Genomic DNA, 21,291 nt, shown 5'->3' on the forward strand with positions numbered 1-21,291 from the left:
GATTTGGTCCAATGCTCCTATCTTTAAATAAGAGAACAAGCTAATTCTAATTTACTTCGCGTATCGGCTCTCGTTTAAATAGTTGTTTTATGTCCGGTTCTTCATTGGGTGAACCTGTTTCAACTGGAAGGGGGACATCTTTATCAAGGCCATATTGAATATGGATGTTTCCTGATAATTTATTTTTACTCTTACCGATGGATTTTGCAACAATGGACCCTTTGATATTGGGCTCAGTGCCGCCACCACCTCTTAAATCAAAATGGGCATTTGGCATATAAATGATTTTAGAGTCAGTCGAAGCGTTTCCGTTCAGATTAAAAGAATCTCCACCGCTGAAGATGTGTCCCAGAATCCCGTTTCTGTTATTTTTCCGGGCTCCGGGTTCCAAATTAATATCGGCATCCTCTGCAAATAGAGAACCATTAATCACCTGGTCTCCTTTAAGGGTTATTTTCTTATCAGAACCTTTAAGGTAGATGTTTAACGATTCAGTAGTTCCATTTGTATTGATGGAACCCCGATCGGATCCATGGTGTCTGCCACGAACGAGATTCAAATCGTCAGTGATAAAAATGTCCAGTTTCCCTGTACCTGAAATTTCGATATCATGACCGTTTAAATCCAGCTGTTCCACGACCAATTGTTTATCTGAGTTCAGGGTATTGATATCAAGGTCACTTTTTAGATTGATTTTAGAGAATGAGTAATTCTGATCAAGGGCAAGCTCTGATTGGTTACGATCAAATTCCCGTTCTTTATAGTCCTGGACAGAAGGAAAGGGCGGCATTTCAAGACTTACATCTTCGTCAAGCTGAATATCTTCAAAGACTTCCCCTTTATGGTTGCTTTCTTTTTTTATATCGACTGTGGCAAGTGTGCCAATATCTCCTTCTATAAACGCATCTCCCGTTAAAGTAAAGGGTTCCACTGTGAATAAGGCCATTTCCTCTGGTATGTAAAACGTACTTTCATTTTTCTCCTGCCAGTTTAACGTGAACACCGTTGCTACTGTTCTTGATTGGTTGCCAATTGTACCTGTAGAAGAAATTTTATATTTACGTTCAGAATGGTTTTCTTCCCTGGCCAAATCTTCAATTTTTACCGTTGCAACAGGCTGCTCCCCAAAAGAAGGCTCAAATGTCTTCAATTCACCGGATATTTTATCATCCAGGATTTTTTCAACCTTATTAAAAAATATTGGTGAGGAGGTGGAATCTTCATAGGCGTCCTGAATATTCAGCTTTAATTGTTTTAGTTTATAATTCATGCCCGCCTCAGCAATGTAATACGTGGCTTGGCTGCTGCGTTCACCTGATGTTCGCTGAAGATTGCCTGCTACCGTTCCTAAGAGGCTGACCCCTAATATTAAGAACACAACAAATACCATTAACACACTGACGAGAGCAGCACCTGTTTCGTTGTGGATGGTTTGTTTTTTGTCATAAACGTTCATTGGCTTCACCTACTCCCTGAGATAAATCACAGTAGAAATGGATACGGAATTTCCATGTGGATTGGGAACGCTGATCAAACGCAGTTCAATTTCACTTCCATTTTGTTTAACCGTAAACTCCCGGATATTCGTTGCCAGCTTACGGTTGTTCTTTTTTAGGATCTGGCCATCAAGTCTGTACGTGGTTTCGTGACCGATATGAATTTGATTATTGGCGATGACCACCTGATCGGGATTTGTGCTTCGAATCTCCTTTGTTATATCCTTGGCCGCATATCTTATATCTGACTGTGTCCTGACTTCTTCGGACTGAGTCTGATATTGATTCACCCCAAATAAATGGACAGCGCCAATAAGTAATAAAATGATGGAAATAATGGCGAGGACGGCAAGTAATTCAACCAGGGTCATGCCCTGTTCATTATGTTTTGTGGAGTTCACCTATTCATTCCTCCATGCGAGAATGGTTTCCATTTGTGCCTCAAGTCGTTTTTTATCCTGGTCATAGACTTTAACCAATACATTATATAAATCATCCATATCTTTTTCGGTCTGATTGATCTCAACTGTAATCCAAAAATGGCTGGTTTGCTTCTCCAAATGAAAGGAGTTTTGTCCATCACTTGCTATCGTGTTTGCGAAATTGTGATCTTTCAATTGGGTAATCCCTTGCGCAATAGAATGATCCTTACTTAATTGATAGAGCTTTTCCATTTGTGTCTGGGCCATATAGGTTGCATCGAGAATTTCCTCTGACGTTTGATTGGTCCTGGCTGACTGGGAGAAAAAAGATAATAGGGAAACCAGTATAATTGACAAAATGACAAAGGATACAAGCACTTCTACGAGGGTAACGCCCTGCTCGTTTATCATCTTGTTCTTAAAGCGTGTATTCATATTCGGTCACAGTCCTTTGTGATATAGATACGAACCGTAAAATCTAACAAAAAAGAGAGTTATCCCTAGGAATAACTCTCTATATCATAAAACATATTTCGACAAAATCAAACAAATTTTATTCGAATCTTTCGTCAATTTTCTTCAGGCTAATGTTGTTGACCATTGGGATGCCTTTTGGAGGACTCAGCATCAATTGTTCGTTGTAGTCGATCTGGAGGCGGGATTTTGTGTAGTCGATGCTGTCCTGGTTCTTTTCGACGTAAACCACATCTTTAAAAAGATCTAAAAAGTCGACTGTATCTAAAAATCCTTCGTCAAATAAACCATCATAGGCATAACGATCATAATCACTCTGGTTATAAGTCCCTCCGCCTTCATCTTTTTTAACGCCTTTAACCTTTCCTTTGACAGCATTTAAGGTAATATTTTGTCCGTATAAACCACCGTTGATTTTCATGTTGGACCATACACCGTAAATTTCCAAGTCAGAATTTGTATAAAAGAAAGCATTCATTTCTCTTGGGTTGTCCTGAAACGAGTTATTGTTTTGAACTTTGAGCTCTCCTTCAGTCATTAAGACGAGCGTTCCACCACTGCTGTTGTCTAAATCTTCAACTGTTGCTTTATCATTTGTAATTACAGTTGATCCATTTCCTGCCATGGTAATACTCTCGGAAATGGTGGCTTCCCCATTTGAGTAAACCACACCATCGAGATTCAAATTCTTCATTTCAAATGCACCGTTTATAAATATAGTGGAGTTAACGGTTAAATCACCACTTAGTTCTGTGCGACTGATAAGTCCCTCATCATCAGAATCATCAGCATCTCCGCATACCTGGCCGATAAGAGGAAGAACAATGCATGGATCTGCATAGTTGTTTACATAAATATCGCCGTGGACAGTCAATTCAGATCCACTTTTCATGATTAAATCGTTATTTACGAATAAATCTCCTTTTACCGTTACTGAACTGCCTGAGTTGATTTGTAAAGTATCATAAAGCGTGTCTCCCTCTTTTACGATATGCTGATTTATAATGGCACCACCAATTTCCAGAACCTCTGTGTCATAATCCCCATCTAAGAACTCATTGTCAAAACGGGATTTAGCCTCCGTTACCAGTTGTTCAACATCAAACGGCTCATCATCCAGTTCCCTTTCTACTAACTGGGGTACCTCCTTGTAAAAATAAGGTGCAATTCCTTCCTGTGTAATAGGATTAGTGAGGGTGTGCTGAGTATTCTCTTTCGTGTACTTAAAAGCATTAGGTATGGTCAGGGTTCCGTCTATAGTCGGATAGCTTGTTTCCGCAGCGTAATCGTCACTGGATCTTATGAAATTACTTTTATTAGAAGAGTGAAACTCATCGCCTACATATAAATCCCCTTTGATATAAGATGCACCATTAAGGGATAGATTGCCTGGTGTAACGGATGCATACTTAAATACCTCTGCCAAAGTTGATATTGTATATTCAGTTGTGTATTTTGTGTCTCCTTCAGATGCAGTAATGGTCACATTCATAACTGCATTGCCTGAACCACTCAGATCATTGCTTATCATATTATCGTTTACTTCCACTGGATATTTGGTTTTCAGTTCATTTAATGTGTCTTCAATTTCCTGTACTACGCTTGACCTGTGAACAGAGGAATCATTTAATCCCTGTATCTCTTTCTCTAACCATGCTGTTGCTTCCTTGATAATATTTTCAGCGGCAACCTTTTCTTCTATATTGTTTTCCGCAACGGCAACAAATTTATTTGATTGTAAGACTTTAGCCATTAAAACAGTGGAAAGTAAGGTTAAAAATAAAAAAATCATCAGGACAGACACCAGAACATATCCGCTTTCACGATTCCCCTTATTCAACATCAATTTTCCCCTCCTGTGGAGTAAATCAGGTTAACGTCCTTTGTAACGTGCGTTTTTTCTTGATGCTGAACGGTAAAACGAAGATGAGAATTTTTATTTTGATTGATAAGCTCTGGCTCAGTGATTTGGTAGGATTCAGAATTGATACGTTTGCCATCGATATAAATATTTTCGTTTTGATATTTAAATTCTGCCTCAGCGTTTGTTTGCTTTACCTTACCTGATTCATCAATTGTGGACTTTTGTTTTAAGACTTTAAATTGCAGTGGCTTATCGCTTGAAATATTCACACTATCCGTATTTACAAAGAACTGATTTAACTGTTCGGTAATCAGGATGACTTCGTTACGGATATCGGTAGCTGTACTGGTTCTTTCATCGGCTTTAAGCATAGAAGAGGTAAAACTGTAAACCCCTATAAGAACGATACTGGAAAGAGCTAACACAGCCAGGACTTCCACCAGCGTAACTCCTCGTTCATTCCTCATATCGAGCATGCACCACCTTCACTGGGGGAGACGGCTCCTTCACTTTTAACATATCTTTTCATCTCATAGTGATCATTAATATCACTGTTTCGATTTTCTATTTCAACAGATAAAATAACGACGCGATTTTTTAAGGAATGTTCAGAGATGGTCAGTGATGCTTCTAACCCATTTAGGGCTGGTTGTTCTTCCGACGGGATATTCAGGATGGCTTTGATATCGACAAGGTGGTCCTCTCCAAGACAGTTATGAAGTTCCTTAAAGCTTAATTGTTTATACTCGTTGAGAATGTTATTAGCTATGTAGGCGTTCGATAGTTTCTGCTCGGAAGCGTTGGAGTACTTTGTCCCATTAATGAAAAAACTTCCGACAGATAGAAGGATGATAGAAAGGATGACAATGCCGGCTAAAACTTCTACTAATGTTAAGCCCTTTTCTTCTTTCAGTGGCATAGGTATTCAGCTCCATTCGTATGTGCATTTATTCAACACAGGTTTTCTCTATTCAGTCTGTGTTTTCTTAGATGAACATGATGGAACAAAAAATCTTGTCTGAAAACGAGATTAGGAGTAAATCAGGAGTTCGTTTGTTTCGGAAATGGATAACAGAAATAGACTATTTAAGGATAAATATTACAATTCTTGATATGATGTTACCATATATTCAAAAATTTTTGAATATTCTGCAATAAAAATTAAAAAATAGTGGGGAAAGGTTGTTTTTTAAGCTGAACAATAGTACTATAATAGTTAAAAAATATAAATTATGTAAAAACTTCCTAAAAAACTACTAATCCAACCTCATTCTGCAAGAGTAAATCACTAGTTTATATCTACCACAAACTAGAAAAATTAAACATTCTTCAAAGAATTTCCCTAATTTGTACAAGAACTTTACTGTATAATGTATTATGAAGTCGGTAATTATCATTAAGTATTTGAACATGTATAGGACTTTAGATGGTGTTTGGAGGTATGCATGTGGCCATTAAAAGAAATATGCGTTTAGGTGATCTGTTAGTTGAAAGTGAAATTATTACACAGGAACAGCTTGATCAGGCACTGGAGGAAAAAACACAAAATCAGAAGCTGGGAGATATCCTGGTACAAAAGGGCTATGTAACGGAACTTCAGCTGATTGAAGTTCTGGAGTTTCAATTAGGGATACCAAGAGTAACCCTTTACAATTACCCCTTTGACACATCCCTGTTCAGAATGGTTTCCAAGGAATTTGCCAAACGTCATCTAGTTATGCCTTTGAAAAAAGAAGGAAATAAGCTGTATGTTGCCATGGCTGATCCAATGGACTACTTTGTCATTAATGATTTACGCCTTTCAACAGGATTCAGTATTGAGCCATTAATAGCGACAAAGGATGAGATTATCCGTAACATCAGTAAGTATTATGATGTGGATGATCTAACCGGAATTCCGGCACAGTTGGAGACAGAGCCTGAGGACCAGGAGGATATAGAGGACGAAGATTCACCTATCGTCCATTTTGTGAATCAGATTCTGCAACAGGCAGCCGTGCAGCGGGCCAGTGATATACATATTGACTGTATGGAAACCAAAGTACTGGTACGTTTTCGGGTGGATGGTGCACTCCGCACCGAAAGAAGTCTTCCTAAACATGTTCAAGGCTCCTTAATTACAAGAATTAAAATTATGGCAAACCTTGATATTACGGAGCACCGCGTTCCTCAGGATGGAAGAACCAAGCTCAGTCTTGATCACCGTGAAATGGACTTGCGGATTAGTACCCTTCCGACGGTATATGGGGAGAAAGTTGTTATTCGTCTGCTGGATTTAAGCATGGCACAGAATGATATCAGCCAAATCGGGTTTGAAGAGGAAAATCTTGATAAGTTTAAAAAGCTGATCCAGCAGCCTCACGGGATTGTTCTGTTAACAGGTCCGACCGGTTCGGGTAAATCATCGACTATGTATTCGGCACTTAGCCAATTAAATGATGAAGAAATCAACATCATTACCATTGAAGACCCTGTAGAGTATCAGGTAGAAGGGATTAACCAGATTCAAGTCAATCCGAATGTAGGCCTGACCTTTGCCAGAGGACTGCGAGCCATTTTACGCCAGGACCCTAATATTATCATGATTGGGGAAATTCGGGACCGGGAAACCGCAGATATGGCTGTTCGTGCTTCGATTACCGGTCACCTGGTATTCAGTACACTGCATACCAATGATTCCCTCGGTACGATCAACCGCCTGAAGGACATGGGGGTTGAAGTATTTTTACTTGCCTCCTCCTTAAATGGAGTTGTCTCTCAAAGGCTTGTCCGCAAGATCTGCCGGGACTGTTCCATGGAAAGAGAGGCAACCGTCCGGGAACAGCAGATTTTTTCAAAGTATGGCTATTCCATGGACAAGGTGTATTATGGCAAAGGCTGTTCGACCTGTAATATGACAGGCTATAAAGGACGTACAGCCATTCATGAAGTGCTTGAAATTGATGATGAGATCAAGCAGGCGCTTTTAAATGATGAATCATCTATGAAAATCAGAGAAATAGCCGTCAAAAATGGCTTAAAGTTTTTAGTGGAAGATGGTTTGGAAAAAGTGAAAAATGGAGTTACTACTACAGAAGAAATTCTCCGGGTAGCTCTGGATTAGGAGGTCTACCGTGAGTTACAGCCTAGATGATTTACTGCAAAAGGCAAATCAGGAATTTGCATCAGATGTGCATCTGACTGTTGGCCTTCCACCTGTATTTCGTGTACATGGGAAGTTGAAAATCACAGAAGAACGGCCTTATACAGCACAGGATTTAGCGGTCGTTACCCAATCCATGTTTACCGACTCCCTTAAGAGGCAGTTTCAGCAGGATGGGGAGGTTGATTTTTCCTATGAAGTAGAGGGAGTACTGAGGTGCAGAGTGAATGCGTACAAGCAGCGGGAAGGGATTTCCATTGCCATTCGTCTGATACCCGGCAAAATTCCCACTATTGAGGAATTACGTTTACCATCCATTTTAGAAAAAATTGTGTCCAAGCCTCAGGGACTCATCCTAGTGACCGGTCCAACAGGCAGTGGGAAAACAACAACACTGGCATCTATGATTGATTCCATTAATCAGCACGCACAGAAGCATATCATTACGCTGGAGGATCCCATCGAGTATATTCATTATCATAAAAAATCGATTGTGGATCAGCGGCAAATTGGGCAGGATACTCAAAACTTTGCAACAGGATTGCGTGCTTCGCTGCGGCAGGATCCGGATGTCATCTTCGTTGGAGAAATGCGGGATTTAGAAACCATTTCGACTGCAATTACAGCGGCGGAAACCGGACATTTAGTCCTGGGTACATTGCATACAAATAGTGCGCCCAGTACAATTGAACGGATCGTCGATGTTTTTCCCGCAGCTCAGCAGGGCCAGATTCGCTATCAGCTTTCATCTGTGCTGAAGGCTATCATTTCCCAGCGTTTGTTCCCATTAAAATCCGGGAATGGTCGAATTGCTGCAACAGAAATTATGGTTCAGAATTCAGCGGTCAGCAGTCTGATTCGCAATCAAAAGATTCATCAGTTGCCCAATATTATGCAGACATCACGAGATGCAGGCATGCACACCTTAGAGATGAACATTCAATCCTTGTTAAAAAGACAGCTTGTCGCTTATGAAAGCGTACAAGGTTATCTAGGGGAGAATCGCTATGGCTCAACAATTTAGTTATGTGGCTCGTGATCGGCAGGGGAACAAAAAATCAGGTGTTATACAGGCAGAAACGAAGCAATCCGTTCGCTCCATTTTGCGGGAGCGTGGATTACGGGCTTTAGAGGTTCAGGAGAAAAAACAGACCATATGGAATACCGATATTTACATTGGCAATCCTGTTAAGCTCTCTGATTTTGTCATCTTCTTACGGCAATTTGCCACCTTAATCAAAGCAGGGGTCACCATTGTGGATTCGGTCAGAATTTTAATTGAACAGACCGAAAGCAAGGTGTTAAGGAAAACACTGGCCCAGGTTGAAAATGATTTAAGGGAAGGGAACTCCTTATCTGCATCATTTCAGAAGCACACGAAAGTTTTTTCCGCTTTGTTTACCAATATGATTCACGCGGGAGAGGTAAGTGGCTCCCTGGAAGAAACGCTGGAAGAAATGGCAGATTACTTTGAGAAACAGCATAAGACGAAGGAAAAAGTGAAATCGGCATTATCCTATCCGATCGTTGTCGGTTTGCTGGCTACAGGTGTTGTCATTTTTCTATTAATAAGCATTGTTCCAACATTCGTTAATATGTTCGATCAATTCGGGGGAGAGGTACCGGCCATTACTCAGTTTGTTATCGCGACAAGTGACTGGATGGTTCAATACTGGTACATTCTTGTTTTGCTATTATTAGCTTTTATCGTATCCATATTATTGATTAGACAAAATAAGGAAACGAAAATTTACCTGGATTCTATTCTGTTAAAGCTGCCGATATTTGGGAAGTTGATGAGAAAATCTATCCTGGCGCGCATGTCGAGAACGTTAAGCTCACTGCTGAAAAACTCAGTTCCTATTCTCGAAGCCATGCGCTTAACGGAAAAAGTCATCGAGAACCAGGTCATAGCTAAAGTACTGCGGGAATCCAGGACAACCCTGGAGCGGGGCAGGTCGTTATCGGACCCGATGGCAGACCACTGGGCATTCCCGCCGCTTGTAACCCAAATGATTACCGTCGGCGAACAAACCGGATCGTTAGACCAGATGCTTGGCCGCATCGCCGACTTTTACGAATCAGAAGTTGAAACCGCAACCGACCAGATGAAGTCATTAATTGAACCACTGATGATTATATTGCTCGCAGGAGTGGTCGGTTTTATTGTATTGTCCATTATGGTACCGATGTTCGAGATGTTTCAAAACGTTAACTAATTCGGTTACGATTGTGAGTCCACACGCTCACAGATTAAATAAAAATAAGGGGGAAATACCTGTATGTTAAAAAAGACGTTGAAGAAGGAAAAAGGTTTTACGCTGATTGAGCTATTGGCGGTTATTGTGATTATTGCGATTATTGCAGCAATTGCGATACCGGCGATTGGGAATATTATTCAGAATTCAAGGGAAGATGGTGTGAAGTCTGATGCGTTACAAATATTAGAGGCAGCACAGTTGTATAAGATGGAAGTTAATCCTGCCTCAGCAGATGATGGAACTGATACAACGGTTAAGGCTTCAGAGTTAGAAACACAAGGCTACCTTGAACTAAGTAATGATGATTTTAATGATGCAGAAGTTAATTTATCAGCTCAACCTATCACAATAACAGTTGATGTTCAGGCTGGAAATACTACACTAAGTTTTGACGGTGCTACAAAACAGGAGATTAATGACGATGAAAGTGGGGACGATGCTACAACAATTCCGAATAATACTAATGGATAAATTATTTTATAGTGTGGCTTATTTTTATAAGCTGCACTTCCCCAAATCTAAACCAGAGGACTGAAAACATTGTGGCTAATCTACCTGTACCTATTTATTCTCGGACTCATTTTAGGCTCATTCTTTAATGTAGTCGGTTTACGTGTACCCGAAAAGCAATCGATAGTAAGACCGAGATCAGCCTGTCCCCATTGCCATCACACATTAACCTGGAAGGAATTAATCCCTGTCCTGTCCTATGTGTGGCAGAAGGGGAAATGCTCAAGCTGTTCACAAAAAATCTCACCCATTTACCCGGCCATAGAACTTCTTAGTGGGGGATTATTGGCTTTTTCTTTTTATATCTTTGGATTTGATCCGGAAATTATCGTAGCTTTTACACTCATTTCACTTTTATTAATCATCACCGTCAGCGATTTGGCATACATGCTTATTCCCAATAAAGTACTTATCATTTTTATTATTCTTCTAGGAATTGAACGAGCATTCATTCATTTACATACATGGTACGATCCCTTGCTCGGTTTTCTTACAGGGTTTGTGCTTCTGCTGTTGATCGCTCTGGTAAGTAAAGGCGGAATGGGTGGAGGAGATATTAAATTATTTGCCGTTTTAGGTGTCGCCCTTGGATTCTCAAATCTGCTTGTGGCTATCTTTCTTTCTTCATTAATAGGGGCTGTAGTCGGGCTGATTGGAATAGCGGCAGGAAAGGTGCAACGGAAAAAGCCCGTTCCTTTTGGGCCCTTCATTATGGCAGGAAGCCTGATTGCCTATTTTTATGGCAGTCGTCTTATCGATTGGTACTTCTGTTTCTTTCTACAATATTAATAGAATTAGGTGAAGGATATGGTGTTAGGCAAAAACAAAAAAATCGCGAATATTGAGATTCAGGATTACGTCATTCGCTATGCTGAGATCAAAAGCAGCAACCCCCTTGTGCTCACCCAGTGTAAAGAGCATTATATTCCAAGTGGTGTCATTGAGAATGGTCAGATTATTAATGATGAAGCATTTGCGAAGGTTCTGAAGCAATGTATGGAAAAATGGCAGTTGAAGAACAAACAAATCCGGTTTATAGTGCCTGATTCCTCGGTTATTATCCGCACCGTAGATGTATCCCCTGAGATTGCCGATGATGAACTTACGGGTCACATATATTTTGAACTGGGACACAGCATTCATTTGCCCTTTGATAATCCGATTGTTGAAGCCGTATCGCTCGGCGTTCAGGAGGGAGTCAAAAAGGTTCTGATTGTTGCTTCATCGGAGGAGACAGTGGATATGTACTATGATTATTTCAAGGATGAAAACACAGATCCGGTTGTTGCTGATGTTTCCTCCCTTTGTCAATATAGGCTTTTCCATCATTTTAAGAAAACGAATGAAGAGGATATTTTCATGCTGGCTCAGTTTAATGTAAAGTCTGTCACGAACAGTATTTTTGAACAGCATAAGCCGGTGTTTATGCAGGAAGTGGATGTTTCCTACCCTGAGGATACATGGAAGGTTACACCTGTGAATCAGGACGAGCCGTTAACCCGGGAGCATTTTGATTCCGAAAAGGTTCACGCCGCATTTGAGGAAATCTATACCGAAATGGAACGCTTGCGGCGATTTTATCAATATTCCCTGCATAACGGGGATCAGGAGGTTACCCGTATCTTACTGACAGGTGATCATCCGTACTTGGAAGATTTGTTCCATGAGGTGAAGGACAGGCTAAATATTCCGATTGATATTTTATCGCCGGAGGATGTTCAGGGATCCAAAGATATGAAGATGGGCAGTTCGTTTTATAATGTTATAGGTCTGGCTTTGAAAGAGGGTATGTGATGTTAGTCGAAATCAATTTACTCCAAAAACGTGAACAAAAAAGCAAAGGATTTCAGTGGTTTGTCATCAGTATGATAGGCCTTATTGTTCTTTTAATTGCTGTTGTTTTTCTTTTAACGACTCTTATAAAAAACGATATTGAACGTACCGAATCTGCTCTAAGTGAAATGAAAACCATTCGGGCAGATCTGCAGGGGGAAATGAGTAACTCTGGTTATCAGGATTTACAATCACTTGAGTCTTCGGTTACGAGTTTGAGCAGTTATCCCATTGATAGTGATTTAATCATTACACAACTCAGTGAGCTGTTGCCTGAAAACGGATATTTTGATTCCTATGAGTATACGGGTGACCGTGTGGTATTACAGGTACTGGTTCAGGAGGATGTGGATGCATCCCATTACCTCTATCATTTAAATCAACAGGATTGGATCACCTCCGCAAGTCTTTCAATCGTAAGCAGTGATGAGGCCCAGCTGGACGGAGGCGGCGGAACTGCAGCTAACGGCCTTGACCAGCCACCCTCTTATTTAGCTCAATATGACATTGTCCTCAAACGGGATTCTTTAAGGGAGGGGAGCGAATGAGTTCATTATCAAGAACGAAAAGACTTGTCGCCATTCTATTAATCGGGATTTTCCTTATTGGAGTGGTGTGGGCATACCTTTTCCAAATTCGTCCATTACAGGGAGAGCAGAGAGAGACGCAGGACTCCCTTGAACATGAGACGAGGCTGATGGAAACACTGGAGAGCCGGCTTGAAGAGGTAGAGAATATGGATCTTACCGCTGACTCTGTTGAATTACAGCGTCAGCTACCCTTAAAACCCTTTTATGAGCAGGTATTTTCGATTATTTATGATGCCCAGTCAGAAACAGGCAGCGTGGTGTCAAGCTATGATATCAGCTCCAATGGTACGGCAGAACTCCCGGTTGAAGGTGCGGGTGAAAACCTGCAGGGCATTACCTTTCATCTTGAAGTTCAGTCCCCATCCTATGATGATATGATTGGGTTTATCGACTTTCTGGAAAACAGTGAACGGATTTTATCTGTTGACCAATTTACATTTTCCAGTCCCGGGGAGCAGGATGAGGCAATCCAGTATCAACTGGTCATAAATACGTTCTATCGTGAAGGACTCGATGGACTCCGTGGAACTCAGCCATCAATCGATATTCCGGAAAGTGCTGCTAAACAAAATCCTTTACAGTAAGGATGAGACTGATTTTTAATGCCAGACGAAGCATTGAAAATCAGTCTTTTCGTGGAATGTGTGCTTTAGTGCTTTAAAGCATGTGGGGACAGTCCCAACCTTTGGGAACAATTTGCTTTTTCTCAGCCTTCTGAAGGGAACATTGAATTTCAATTGAAGATACATGCATATTATCATGAAGGATTAGATGGTCTAAGAAATCAACAGCCGGAAGTATCGATTCCAGCTCCGGCTAATTAAGAAGATGAATGGTAATGGCTGATGAGATTTCATCATTGCTGTTATTGAAATCCATAATTGGAAGTGGGGATTGTCGTTGCGCCGGTTTTGGTATTCGTTTTTACCTCTGCTCATATTTGCTGCCTTAGCACTTTTTTATGAATATCAGGGAAATCGTCTATCAGCCCTCATGTTAGGTATATATAGTCTATTTTTCCTGGTTTATTTTTTTATTCCTCTCGTTAAACAACCACTAATCATGTATATGGTCATGTCATTTCTTATCGTTGGTTTAGGATGGCAAAATGGTGCTGTTTTAAATCCATATTTTATGCTCAATGGATTTTTTTTAGTCATCAATAGTATCATAGATTTGTCTTTGAAGTCATTTCGAATCTATTTTTTCTTTCAATTGGGATTGGCGATGCTGTCATTTTATTTACATAATCAGTTTCATATAGCATGGATTCTATTAGCCATAGCCATAAGCTATCCTGTCTTAAAGTGGAATGAAATACAGATAGAGAAGGCAGAACAGCAGGAGATGTACGAAAAGCTGGTCAGTGAGTACCGTAAATTAAAAAGGCAGACTCATGAATCTGAGCGGGCGGCAAGGCTGGAGGAGCGAACGAAAATTGCTCGGAATATCCACGATTCAGTTGGTCATAAGTTAACGGCGTTGCTCATGAGACTGCAGGTGCTTATGATGCAGGAAAGAAGACCGGAATACGAGGAACTAAAGCAGTTGGCTTCTGATAGTTTGGAAGAAACCAGACATGCGGTGAAGACCCTCCAGGCCGAGGAGACAGAGGGCATCTCTTCTGTGTTGCAGCTGATTCGTAAATTGGAAGCAGAAAGTCATATTCACTTAGATTTCACATTAAAACAGGGAGTTCTGTCTGCACATTTAACAAATGACCAGAATATTGCATTGTATCGGGTTTTACAGGAGTCATTAACCAATGCTATGCGACATGCGTATTCACGTGAAATACGGGTTGTGCTGGCATTAAATGCGGCAGAGGATTTGGCCTTCACAGTTAAAAATAGAGTGCATGAAGATAAACCTTGGGAATGGGGATTTGGTTTAAAGAATATGAAAAAGCGAGTGGAAGAACTGGACGGTCAATTACATGTTTACCAGAATGATAACGAATTTGTTGTGGCTGGGACTTTGCCGTTGAGGGAGGAGAACATGGATGCGTTATAACGTATTGCTGGTGGAAGATCAGAGTATTGTCCGTAGTGGGTTGAAAATGATGATTGAACAGGACGAGTCACTGGTAGTAACTGCCGAGGCTGAAAATGGGGAAGCAGCACTTCGGAAAATGGATGAGCATATGATTGATTTAGTGATTATGGATATTCGTCTGCCAGTGATGAACGGAATTGAGGCAACTCATCATATTAAAAAACGCTATCCAAATGTTTATGTATTAATGTTGACGACCTTCAATGATGAGGAATATGCAGAGCAGTCTCTAAGGGAGGGAGCTGACGGGTTTTTGCTAAAAACGGCTGAACCAGAAAAATTACTACAGGCAATACATAGCTGTTTAAATGGCGGGATGACTATCCATGATGAAGTGGCAGCCAAAATGATGCCACGTCTGCTGAAAAAATCTACAATTGAACCCCGCGAACTTCCCCTATCTCCGAGGGAACTTGCCATTACCCGCCTTGTAGGGGAGGGCAAAACAAATAAAGAAATTGCCAATGAACTCTATTTATCGGTCGGAACGGTTAAAAATCATATCACCCAATCCCTTCATAAGCTCGAACTGAGAGACCGGACGCAGCTCGCCATTTTCGCCGTAAAGAACGATTTGGCTTAGGATTGCTTTACCGCTTTAAAGCATGTGGGGACAGTCCCTGTGTTATAATAGAAGTGTACGCATTAGTACTAAAGTAAGGTGACGATCATGAGTAGTCTAAAGAAACTGCTTCTCATTATTGGCGGGACTCTTTCTCTTGCTTTAGGGGTTATAGGGATTGTGCTACCATTAATACCAACCACACCTCTGCTATTACTGGCAGCAGCCTGTTATGTCCGAAGTTCGGAAAGGCTTTACTTATGGCTGATAAATAATAAATGGTTTGGTCCATATATTCGGGATTATCGTGCCGGAAAAGGAATTCCATTAAAGGCGAAAATCATGGGTGTTTCATTAATATGGATCTCAATTGGTTATACAGTCATTTTTGTGGTGCCCTTAATCGCTGTAAAAATATTACTTGTCCTCATTGCCGGTTATTTCACCTGGTTTATATTACATATTAAAACACGAGTTAAAGAGTTTTAGGAGGAAAAGAGCTTGCACAAATATACGAGAACAGGAAATATCATCTTTTGGATTGGAATTGTTATTTTCATAATTGGGGCAGCTATGCACGAAAATATCACAGGTGCCCCGGAGCCTTATACATCCTACGCGAGACCTGTGATGATACTAAGTGTTATTGTCATACTGCTGACCAATTTTTTCAGGAATGATAAGAAAAAATAATGGCTGAAGAGAAATAGGCCTGGATGCATGATATCCAGGCCTTCCTTATGTCCACTTTACTAAATTTGAGAACAGATGAAGTTCGCCCCGTTACAGATAAATAACCTCTATTCATCTCAAGCCACTAAAATCAGACAAATGTCGTCCTTCTCCTATTCAATTTTTCATAATATATCCAACTAACTGTCAGAACCATCACCTTGATTATCTTCTCACGTTGGGATTCCCACATAACTTGCCTACATGACCTCCGTCACATCTCAGGGTCACAATTAGTGACTGCAGGATGATGCGGAGGGTTTTTAAGTTCTATATGATAAGAATAAATAGGGCTGGTTAAACGTTTTAAAATCAGGAGGGAAGTTTTATGCTGGAAGCTTTAGATTTAAAAAAGCAGTTTATGAAGACCAAGGCTGTAGATGGTGTGAATTTATTTATTGAACAGGGCGAAATTGTCGGGCTGCTTGGTCCAAATGGGGCAGGCAAGTCGACCACCATTTCGATCATCTCTTCGCTGCTTTCTCCAACAAGTGGGGATGTTCGCTTTTTTAATGAAAGTATTATTAAACAGCCGCAGTATTTACGGAAACATCTTGGGGTTGTTCCTCAGGAAATTGCATTATATGAAAATCTGACTGCAATGGAAAACCTGCAATTTTTCGGAAAAATTTATCGTCTTTCTTCTGATGTGATGAGTACAAAAATTAAGGAAGTGCTGGAGATTATCGGACTTCAGGAGAAACAACATGATCTTGTGAAGACTTTTTCTGGTGGGATGAAAAGGCGATTAAATATTGGTGTGGCCTTGCTGCATGAACCGAAGCTGATTTTTATGGATGAGCCAACGGTGGGGATTGATCCACAATCAAGAAAATATATTTTAGATACCGTTAAACGGTTAAATCGGGAGCAGAACCTAACCATTCTTTATACGAGTCACTATATGGAGGAAGCGGAGTACTTATGCGATCGGATTTATATTATGGATCAAGGTCATATTATTGCCTCTGGAAATAAAAACGAAATTAAAGGGATTCTGTCAGCTGAGCAAACGGTTGTGATTGAGGTCGAAACAATGGAGGAGACCTTTTTAAACACGTTGAAGGACCATCCTTCTGTGAGGCAAATCGATAATCAGGATAAATCAGTCAGTGTGATTGTTCCTCGTGAGATTGATTTTTTTCAAACCATTATAAATATAGCCAATGAAAACGGGACAATCTTAAAATCTGTTCAAATTCAACCCCCGTCATTGGAAGATGTATTTCTTCATCTAACAGGAAAGGGCTTACGGGATTAGGAGGGGTTTATATGTTGTTTGCGTTTATGAAAAAACAGCTGCTTTTAATGATCAGGGACAGGACCAATTTCACACTTTTACTCGTAATGCCTATTATTCTTGTTTTTATCATTAATTTTGCGATTGGCGATTTAATGACGGAAGATACACCTGAGATTGATGCAAAAGTAGCCATCGTAGAGCATACAAGTGAGGAATCTCAATTAAATCAAATCAAAGAAGAAATAAATGAGATGTCCATTCCTGAAGATGCCAGAAATGATATGGTCCAAGGAATCACTGAGTTTCAACCGATTCAGATATTAAAACAAGACGTCCTGGGTGGTCCTAAGCATCAGGAAATGGTGGATGTTAAGGAAATCGGTGTGGAAGAAATGAATACTGCAAAAGTAAACAAACAATACGCAGCTATTATTGAAGTTCCGGAGAATTTTTCTTATAGACTTGTGAAATCTATTTTTTTAGGTGAAGGAGAACCACCAGAATTGTCATTATATGTGAATCAGGAGGAAGAATTAGCAGGTCAGGTTATAGAAGATTTACTGGTAGCCTATCAGGAACAATTACAGACTTCGACGATTTTAGAGCAAAATGGACTTGGTGAATTAAGGATTACCTCTCAGGATGTGAAAGGGGAAACAGTGGCTATATCAGGGATGAATCCTATTACGAATACGACCTATTATGTAGTGGGTATGAGTGTGATGTTTGTTTTATATATTGCCTCTACAATGGGTGCATATGCTTACGAGGAAAAAAGAGATCATTTATTTAATAGGATTCTCATAGCAAATGTTTCTAGATGGGTTTACTTTTTAAGTATATTCATCTCCAGTTCATTTACAGGGTTTATTCAATTAATGATATTGTTTAGTGTCTCCGTTACGATTTTTGATGTTACTTTACCGAACTTTCCCTCATTTTTGGCAACATCAATTTTATTAAGCTTTTCGGTTGGAGGTATTGCGTCACTTTTAACTTCTATCAATTATCGCCTTAACTCAGATCAGGCATCTGCCATTTTTGGAAGCGCAATTGTTACGTTATTTGCCTTTTTTGGTGGGAGCTTTTTCCCTATAGGAGGAGATGTGATAAATACTCTCGGAAAGTTAACACCAAATGGATCTGGGCTGACAGCTTTTTTGTCTGCATTTCAAGGGTATGGAATGGAGGATATTAGCGGCTATTTGTTTTATCTGGGCGGACTTACACTTGTGACTCTCGTAATGGCTGTTGTTATTTTTCCGAAAAGGGGGAAGGCGGTATGAAGGGGATTCTGTATGCACAATTCAAACTACTATTACGGAGACCGTCCACATTTCTTTTAATGACAGGGGTAAGTATATTATTTGCGTTATTTTTTGGTCTCAGCTCATTTGGTCAAGCCAATCTGCCTGTGTATAGTGATATGTCTAAGGAAAATACAGAGCTGGTGATGAATCATCTTGAAGAAGCGGATACTCAGAGTTTTGAAATGGTAGAAAAAGAGGAGTTGTATAAAAGCATTCGTGAGGGAAATGCAGAAGCAGGATTACATCTATACGAAGATCACTATGAAGTTGTCATTGCATCAGAAACGCCTGCAAAGGTCATCCTCGAACAGAATATCCAGAAGGCTTTTGCATATTACTTGCAGGATAAAAAGATTGCTTCGGCTGATGGTAACCAGACAAAGGTGATGGAGCAGCTTGAGGCACCTATGTTCTCTATTGAAACGAGCACTTTGGCGGATGAAGATAGCTTTGCATATGATGCCGAGCTCCAGGCGATATTCGGAATGACCGTCTTTTTTGTTATATATACAGTAGCTTATAATGTCATTCAAATTTTAGTGGCAAAACAACAAAAGATTTGGGACCGATTTATTTTGTCGCCCGTTAAGAAATGGGAGATGTATGCAGGGATTTTAAGCTATGCCTTTATTCTTGGCTATATTCAGGTTGTAATGGTATTTAGCATCATGAAATTCGGGTTTGATGTAAATTTTTACGGTAGTTTTCCGGAGACTCTGATTCTGCTGATTCCCTATGTGTTAGCCATTGTCTCTTTATCGTTATTGATTGCTGCCATCTCGAAAAACTATCAAACGTTTAACGCTATTACCTCACTGACAGCGGTTAGCATGGCAATGGTTGGAGGATCCTACTGGCCAATTGAAATTGTAAGCAACAAAGGTATGCTGGCACTGTCTCATATCGATCCTGTCACATATATAATGGATGCCCTGAAATCCGTTACCATCTACGGACAGACTCTGAGCGAGACAATGTTCCCGGTAAGCATCCTCCTACTGATGACCGTCATCATAATGGGAATCGGCCTAAATCTGATGGAAAGAAAATAATTAAGCTAGGGACAGTCCCCACATTCACTAACGCGTTAACGCTTTAAAGGATGTGGGGACAGTCCCGCCCTCTTATTGAAAAATTCTAAAAAATTGGTAAAATGGAGAAAAACGGAAAGGGGATGAGTGTTTGTATCAGGATGAGTTAATTGCTCCGCAGAAATATAATATTGTGTCGGAATTTGAGTGTTTTGCTGATGATCCAGCCCGATTGGCGATCAAGTGGGAGGATGATCAGGGACAGACAGCTGAGATTACATATAAGAAACTGATTCAAAATGCCAATAAAATTGGAAACGCTTTCTTGAATCTGGGGCTTCAGAAGGGGGACAAAATTCTTGTTATGGTCCCTAAGAGAATTGAAGCTTACCAGATTTATATTGCTGCTTTAAAAATTGGGGTTGTGGTGATCCCCAGTTCGGAAATGCTCCGGGCGAAAGACATTGAGTATCGGCTGAGTCACGGGGAAGCAAAGGCTGTCATCAGCTATTATCCATTTACCGATGAATTTGATCAAGTAAGCAGCATTAACAATGTGAAGAAGCTCGTTGTTGGACAGGAGAAGGAAGGCTGGGTATTGCTGGATTCATTAATGGATGCTGAGAGTGATCAGCTGGAAATCGCGAACACTTCACGGGATGACATGTCCTTTCTCTCTTATACATCAGGCACAACCGGCAATCCAAAAGGCGTTGTACATACCCATGGGTGGGGCTATGCCCATTTGAAAACAGCGGCGAGCAACTGGCTTAGCATTGAAGAGAACGACACAGTTTGGGCGACAGCAGGACCTGGATGGGCCAAGTGGCTCTGGAGTCCATTCCTGTCAGTATTAGGATCAGGGGCGACTGGTTTTGTTTATGCCGGGAAATTTGACCCGCAAAAATATTTACAGCTACTCGATCAGTATGAAGTCAATGTGTTATGCTGCACACCAACAGAATACCGGCTTATGGCCAAAGTTGATAATCTCTCAGACTATCATTTAACTCACCTTCACAGCGCAGTCTCTGCAGGTGAGCCCTTAAATCGTGAAGTCATTGATACCTTCCGAAGCCATTTTGATGTGACTGTCAGGGACGGCTATGGCCAGACGGAAAATACTCTCTTGGTCGGTGTTACGAAGCGTATGGAGGTTAAACCAGGTTCGATGGGCAAGCCTACACCTGGCAATCTGGTTGAAATCATTGATGAAAATGGCGAACCGGTCAAACCGGGGCAGGTAGGGGATATTGCCGTCCATCTGGATACACCTGCTTTATTTAAGCACTACTATAAAGAGCCTGAAAAAACAAAGGCATCAAGGCGTGGAGACTACTATTTGACAGGTGATCAGGCATCCAAAGATGAGGACGGTTACTTCTGGTTTGAAGGTCGCAGCGATGATATTATCATAAGTTCGGGCTATACAATTGGGCCTTTCGAGGTTGAGGATGCCCTGGTGAAGCATCCATCAGTACAGGAGTGTGCAGTTGTAGCAAGCCCTGATCCTGATCGTGGGGCTGTTGTCAAAGCGTTTGTGGTTTTAAAAGGAGAGGTTCCTGCTGATGAAGAAGCACTCATAAAACAACTGCAGGATCATGTGAAAAAGCAGACGGCGCCTTATAAATATCCACGCAAAATTGAGTTTATTGAGGAACTGCCTAAAACCACTTCAGGGAAAATTCGCCGCATAGAGCTGCGCAAACGGGAACAAACTGTCTAAACATAAGTAAACCTCCAGGATACCTGGGGGTTTCTTTTGG

The 21,291-nt window shown here is 40.7% G+C and carries 22 protein-coding genes; 16 read left to right on the top strand and 6 right to left on the bottom strand.

Annotated elements, in window-relative coordinates; translation table 11 throughout:
- Window positions 1-46: 46 nt before the first annotated feature.
- The 6 genes from ACZ5OK_RS02575 to ACZ5OK_RS02600 all read right to left on the bottom strand — a co-directional run bounded on the left by ACZ5OK_RS02575 (window position 47) and on the right by ACZ5OK_RS02600 (window position 5,175).
- Entirely contained in the window at window positions 47-1,456 is a 1,410-nt protein-coding gene (locus ACZ5OK_RS02575; protein WP_343842017.1) for a pilus assembly PilX N-terminal domain-containing protein, read from the bottom strand.
- A 9-nt stretch (window positions 1,457-1,465) separates the two neighbouring features.
- A complete protein-coding gene (locus tag ACZ5OK_RS02580; RefSeq protein ID WP_343842020.1) occupies window positions 1,466-1,897 on the bottom strand; it encodes a prepilin-type N-terminal cleavage/methylation domain-containing protein in 432 nt (143 codons plus the stop codon).
- Window positions 1,898-2,329: a type IV pilus modification PilV family protein gene (locus ACZ5OK_RS02585; RefSeq protein ID WP_343842022.1), complete on the bottom strand. Its 432-nt coding sequence runs from the start codon at window positions 2,327-2,329 to the stop codon at window positions 1,898-1,900.
- A gap of 142 nt (window positions 2,330-2,471) precedes the next feature.
- A complete protein-coding gene (locus ACZ5OK_RS02590) occupies window positions 2,472-4,238 on the bottom strand; it encodes a hypothetical protein (protein ID WP_464758372.1) in 1,767 nt (588 codons plus the stop codon).
- Window positions 4,235-4,723, bottom strand: a complete 489-nt coding sequence (locus tag ACZ5OK_RS02595) for a PulJ/GspJ family protein (protein ID WP_343842025.1) — start codon at window positions 4,721-4,723, stop codon at window positions 4,235-4,237. The genes ACZ5OK_RS02590 and ACZ5OK_RS02595 overlap by 4 nt, the downstream gene beginning before the upstream one ends.
- Window positions 4,720-5,175 (bottom strand): type IV pilus modification PilV family protein, encoded by a 456-nt coding sequence (locus ACZ5OK_RS02600; protein ID WP_343842027.1) that lies wholly within the window; start codon window positions 5,173-5,175, stop codon window positions 4,720-4,722. The genes ACZ5OK_RS02595 and ACZ5OK_RS02600 overlap by 4 nt, the downstream gene beginning before the upstream one ends.
- A 546-nt stretch (window positions 5,176-5,721) precedes the next feature.
- On the opposite strand from ACZ5OK_RS02600, the gene ACZ5OK_RS02605 reads away from it, so the two are divergent.
- The 16 genes from ACZ5OK_RS02605 (at window position 5,722) to mbcS (ending at window position 21,251) form a co-directional block, all read left to right on the top strand.
- Entirely contained in the window at window positions 5,722-7,359 is a 1,638-nt protein-coding gene (locus ACZ5OK_RS02605) for a GspE/PulE family protein (RefSeq protein WP_343842216.1), read from the top strand.
- Between the two features lie 10 nt (window positions 7,360-7,369).
- On the top strand, window positions 7,370-8,422 hold the full coding sequence (locus ACZ5OK_RS02610) for a type IV pilus twitching motility protein PilT (RefSeq protein ID WP_343842030.1): 1,053 nt from the start codon (window positions 7,370-7,372) through the stop codon (window positions 8,420-8,422).
- The gene (locus ACZ5OK_RS02615) at window positions 8,406-9,617 is read left to right on the top strand and encodes a type II secretion system F family protein (RefSeq protein ID WP_343842032.1); all 1,212 of its coding nucleotides are present in this window, start codon (window positions 8,406-8,408) and stop codon (window positions 9,615-9,617) included. The genes ACZ5OK_RS02610 and ACZ5OK_RS02615 overlap by 17 nt, the downstream gene beginning before the upstream one ends.
- A gap of 63 nt (window positions 9,618-9,680) precedes the next feature.
- Entirely contained in the window at window positions 9,681-10,130 is a 450-nt protein-coding gene (locus ACZ5OK_RS02620; RefSeq protein WP_343842035.1) for a prepilin-type N-terminal cleavage/methylation domain-containing protein, read from the top strand.
- Between the two features lie 69 nt (window positions 10,131-10,199).
- A complete protein-coding gene (locus ACZ5OK_RS02625; protein ID WP_343842037.1) occupies window positions 10,200-10,958 on the top strand; it encodes a prepilin peptidase in 759 nt (252 codons plus the stop codon).
- Window positions 10,959-10,976: 18 nt separating this feature from the next.
- Entirely contained in the window at window positions 10,977-11,963 is a 987-nt protein-coding gene (gene pilM, locus ACZ5OK_RS02630) for a type IV pilus biogenesis protein PilM (protein ID WP_464758373.1), read from the top strand.
- Complete coding sequence (locus ACZ5OK_RS02635) at window positions 11,963-12,550, top strand: PilN domain-containing protein (protein ID WP_343842043.1); 588 nt, start codon at window positions 11,963-11,965, stop codon at window positions 12,548-12,550. The genes pilM and ACZ5OK_RS02635 overlap by 1 nt, the downstream gene beginning before the upstream one ends.
- Window positions 12,547-13,176 (top strand): hypothetical protein, encoded by a 630-nt coding sequence (locus ACZ5OK_RS02640; RefSeq protein ID WP_343842046.1) that lies wholly within the window; start codon window positions 12,547-12,549, stop codon window positions 13,174-13,176. Before ACZ5OK_RS02635 ends, ACZ5OK_RS02640 begins: the two co-directional genes overlap by 4 nt.
- Window positions 13,177-13,585: 409 nt before the next feature.
- Window positions 13,586-14,605: a sensor histidine kinase gene (locus ACZ5OK_RS02645; protein ID WP_343842049.1), complete on the top strand. Its 1,020-nt coding sequence runs from the start codon at window positions 13,586-13,588 to the stop codon at window positions 14,603-14,605.
- On the top strand, window positions 14,595-15,230 hold the full coding sequence (locus tag ACZ5OK_RS02650; RefSeq protein ID WP_343842052.1) for a response regulator transcription factor: 636 nt from the start codon (window positions 14,595-14,597) through the stop codon (window positions 15,228-15,230). Before ACZ5OK_RS02645 ends, ACZ5OK_RS02650 begins: the two co-directional genes overlap by 11 nt.
- Before the next feature lie 87 nt (window positions 15,231-15,317).
- On the top strand, window positions 15,318-15,698 hold the full coding sequence (locus tag ACZ5OK_RS02655; RefSeq protein WP_343842055.1) for a YbaN family protein: 381 nt from the start codon (window positions 15,318-15,320) through the stop codon (window positions 15,696-15,698).
- Between the two features lie 12 nt (window positions 15,699-15,710).
- Window positions 15,711-15,902: a hypothetical protein gene (locus ACZ5OK_RS02660; protein ID WP_343842058.1), complete on the top strand. Its 192-nt coding sequence runs from the start codon at window positions 15,711-15,713 to the stop codon at window positions 15,900-15,902.
- A gap of 367 nt (window positions 15,903-16,269) precedes the next feature.
- Window positions 16,270-17,202 (top strand): ABC transporter ATP-binding protein, encoded by a 933-nt coding sequence (locus ACZ5OK_RS02665; protein WP_343842060.1) that lies wholly within the window; start codon window positions 16,270-16,272, stop codon window positions 17,200-17,202.
- A gap of 11 nt (window positions 17,203-17,213) precedes the next feature.
- Window positions 17,214-18,470 carry an ABC transporter permease gene (locus ACZ5OK_RS02670; protein ID WP_343842062.1) on the top strand — a complete coding sequence of 419 codons (1,257 nt, stop codon included), beginning with the start codon at window positions 17,214-17,216 and terminating at the stop codon, window positions 18,468-18,470.
- Window positions 18,467-19,546, top strand: a complete 1,080-nt coding sequence (locus ACZ5OK_RS02675) for an ABC transporter permease (protein WP_343842065.1) — start codon at window positions 18,467-18,469, stop codon at window positions 19,544-19,546. Before ACZ5OK_RS02670 ends, ACZ5OK_RS02675 begins: the two co-directional genes overlap by 4 nt.
- 130 nt (window positions 19,547-19,676) lie before the next feature.
- The gene (mbcS, locus tag ACZ5OK_RS02680; RefSeq protein WP_343842067.1) at window positions 19,677-21,251 is read left to right on the top strand and encodes an acyl-CoA synthetase MbcS; all 1,575 of its coding nucleotides are present in this window, start codon (window positions 19,677-19,679) and stop codon (window positions 21,249-21,251) included.
- The last annotated feature ends 40 nt before the right edge of the window (window positions 21,252-21,291 follow it).

The sequence above is a fragment of the Salinibacillus aidingensis genome, from assembly GCF_055393355.1.

Coding starts and splice junctions, on each gene's coding strand:
- ACZ5OK_RS02600 (WP_343842027.1), bottom strand. CDS start 5,175: ATGCCACTGAAAGAAGAAAAGGGCTTAACATTAGTAGAAGTTTTAGCC.
- ACZ5OK_RS02675 (WP_343842065.1), top strand. CDS start 18,467: ATGAAGGGGATTCTGTATGCACAATTCAAACTACTATTACGGAGACCG.
- ACZ5OK_RS02585 (WP_343842022.1), bottom strand. CDS start 2,329: ATGATAAACGAGCAGGGCGTTACCCTCGTAGAAGTGCTTGTATCCTTT.
- pilM (WP_464758373.1), top strand. CDS start 10,977: ATGGTGTTAGGCAAAAACAAAAAAATCGCGAATATTGAGATTCAGGAT.
- ACZ5OK_RS02615 (WP_343842032.1), top strand. CDS start 8,406: ATGGCTCAACAATTTAGTTATGTGGCTCGTGATCGGCAGGGGAACAAA.
- ACZ5OK_RS02665 (WP_343842060.1), top strand. CDS start 16,270: ATGCTGGAAGCTTTAGATTTAAAAAAGCAGTTTATGAAGACCAAGGCT.
- ACZ5OK_RS02575 (WP_343842017.1), bottom strand. CDS start 1,456: ATGAACGTTTATGACAAAAAACAAACCATCCACAACGAAACAGGTGCT.
- ACZ5OK_RS02620 (WP_343842035.1), top strand. CDS start 9,681: ATGTTAAAAAAGACGTTGAAGAAGGAAAAAGGTTTTACGCTGATTGAG.
- ACZ5OK_RS02655 (WP_343842055.1), top strand. CDS start 15,318: ATGAGTAGTCTAAAGAAACTGCTTCTCATTATTGGCGGGACTCTTTCT.
- ACZ5OK_RS02605 (WP_343842216.1), top strand. CDS start 5,722: ATGCGTTTAGGTGATCTGTTAGTTGAAAGTGAAATTATTACACAGGAA.
- ACZ5OK_RS02635 (WP_343842043.1), top strand. CDS start 11,963: ATGTTAGTCGAAATCAATTTACTCCAAAAACGTGAACAAAAAAGCAAA.
- ACZ5OK_RS02670 (WP_343842062.1), top strand. CDS start 17,214: ATGTTGTTTGCGTTTATGAAAAAACAGCTGCTTTTAATGATCAGGGAC.
- ACZ5OK_RS02640 (WP_343842046.1), top strand. CDS start 12,547: ATGAGTTCATTATCAAGAACGAAAAGACTTGTCGCCATTCTATTAATC.
- ACZ5OK_RS02645 (WP_343842049.1), top strand. CDS start 13,586: ATGTTAGGTATATATAGTCTATTTTTCCTGGTTTATTTTTTTATTCCT.
- ACZ5OK_RS02595 (WP_343842025.1), bottom strand. CDS start 4,723: ATGAGGAATGAACGAGGAGTTACGCTGGTGGAAGTCCTGGCTGTGTTA.
- ACZ5OK_RS02650 (WP_343842052.1), top strand. CDS start 14,595: ATGCGTTATAACGTATTGCTGGTGGAAGATCAGAGTATTGTCCGTAGT.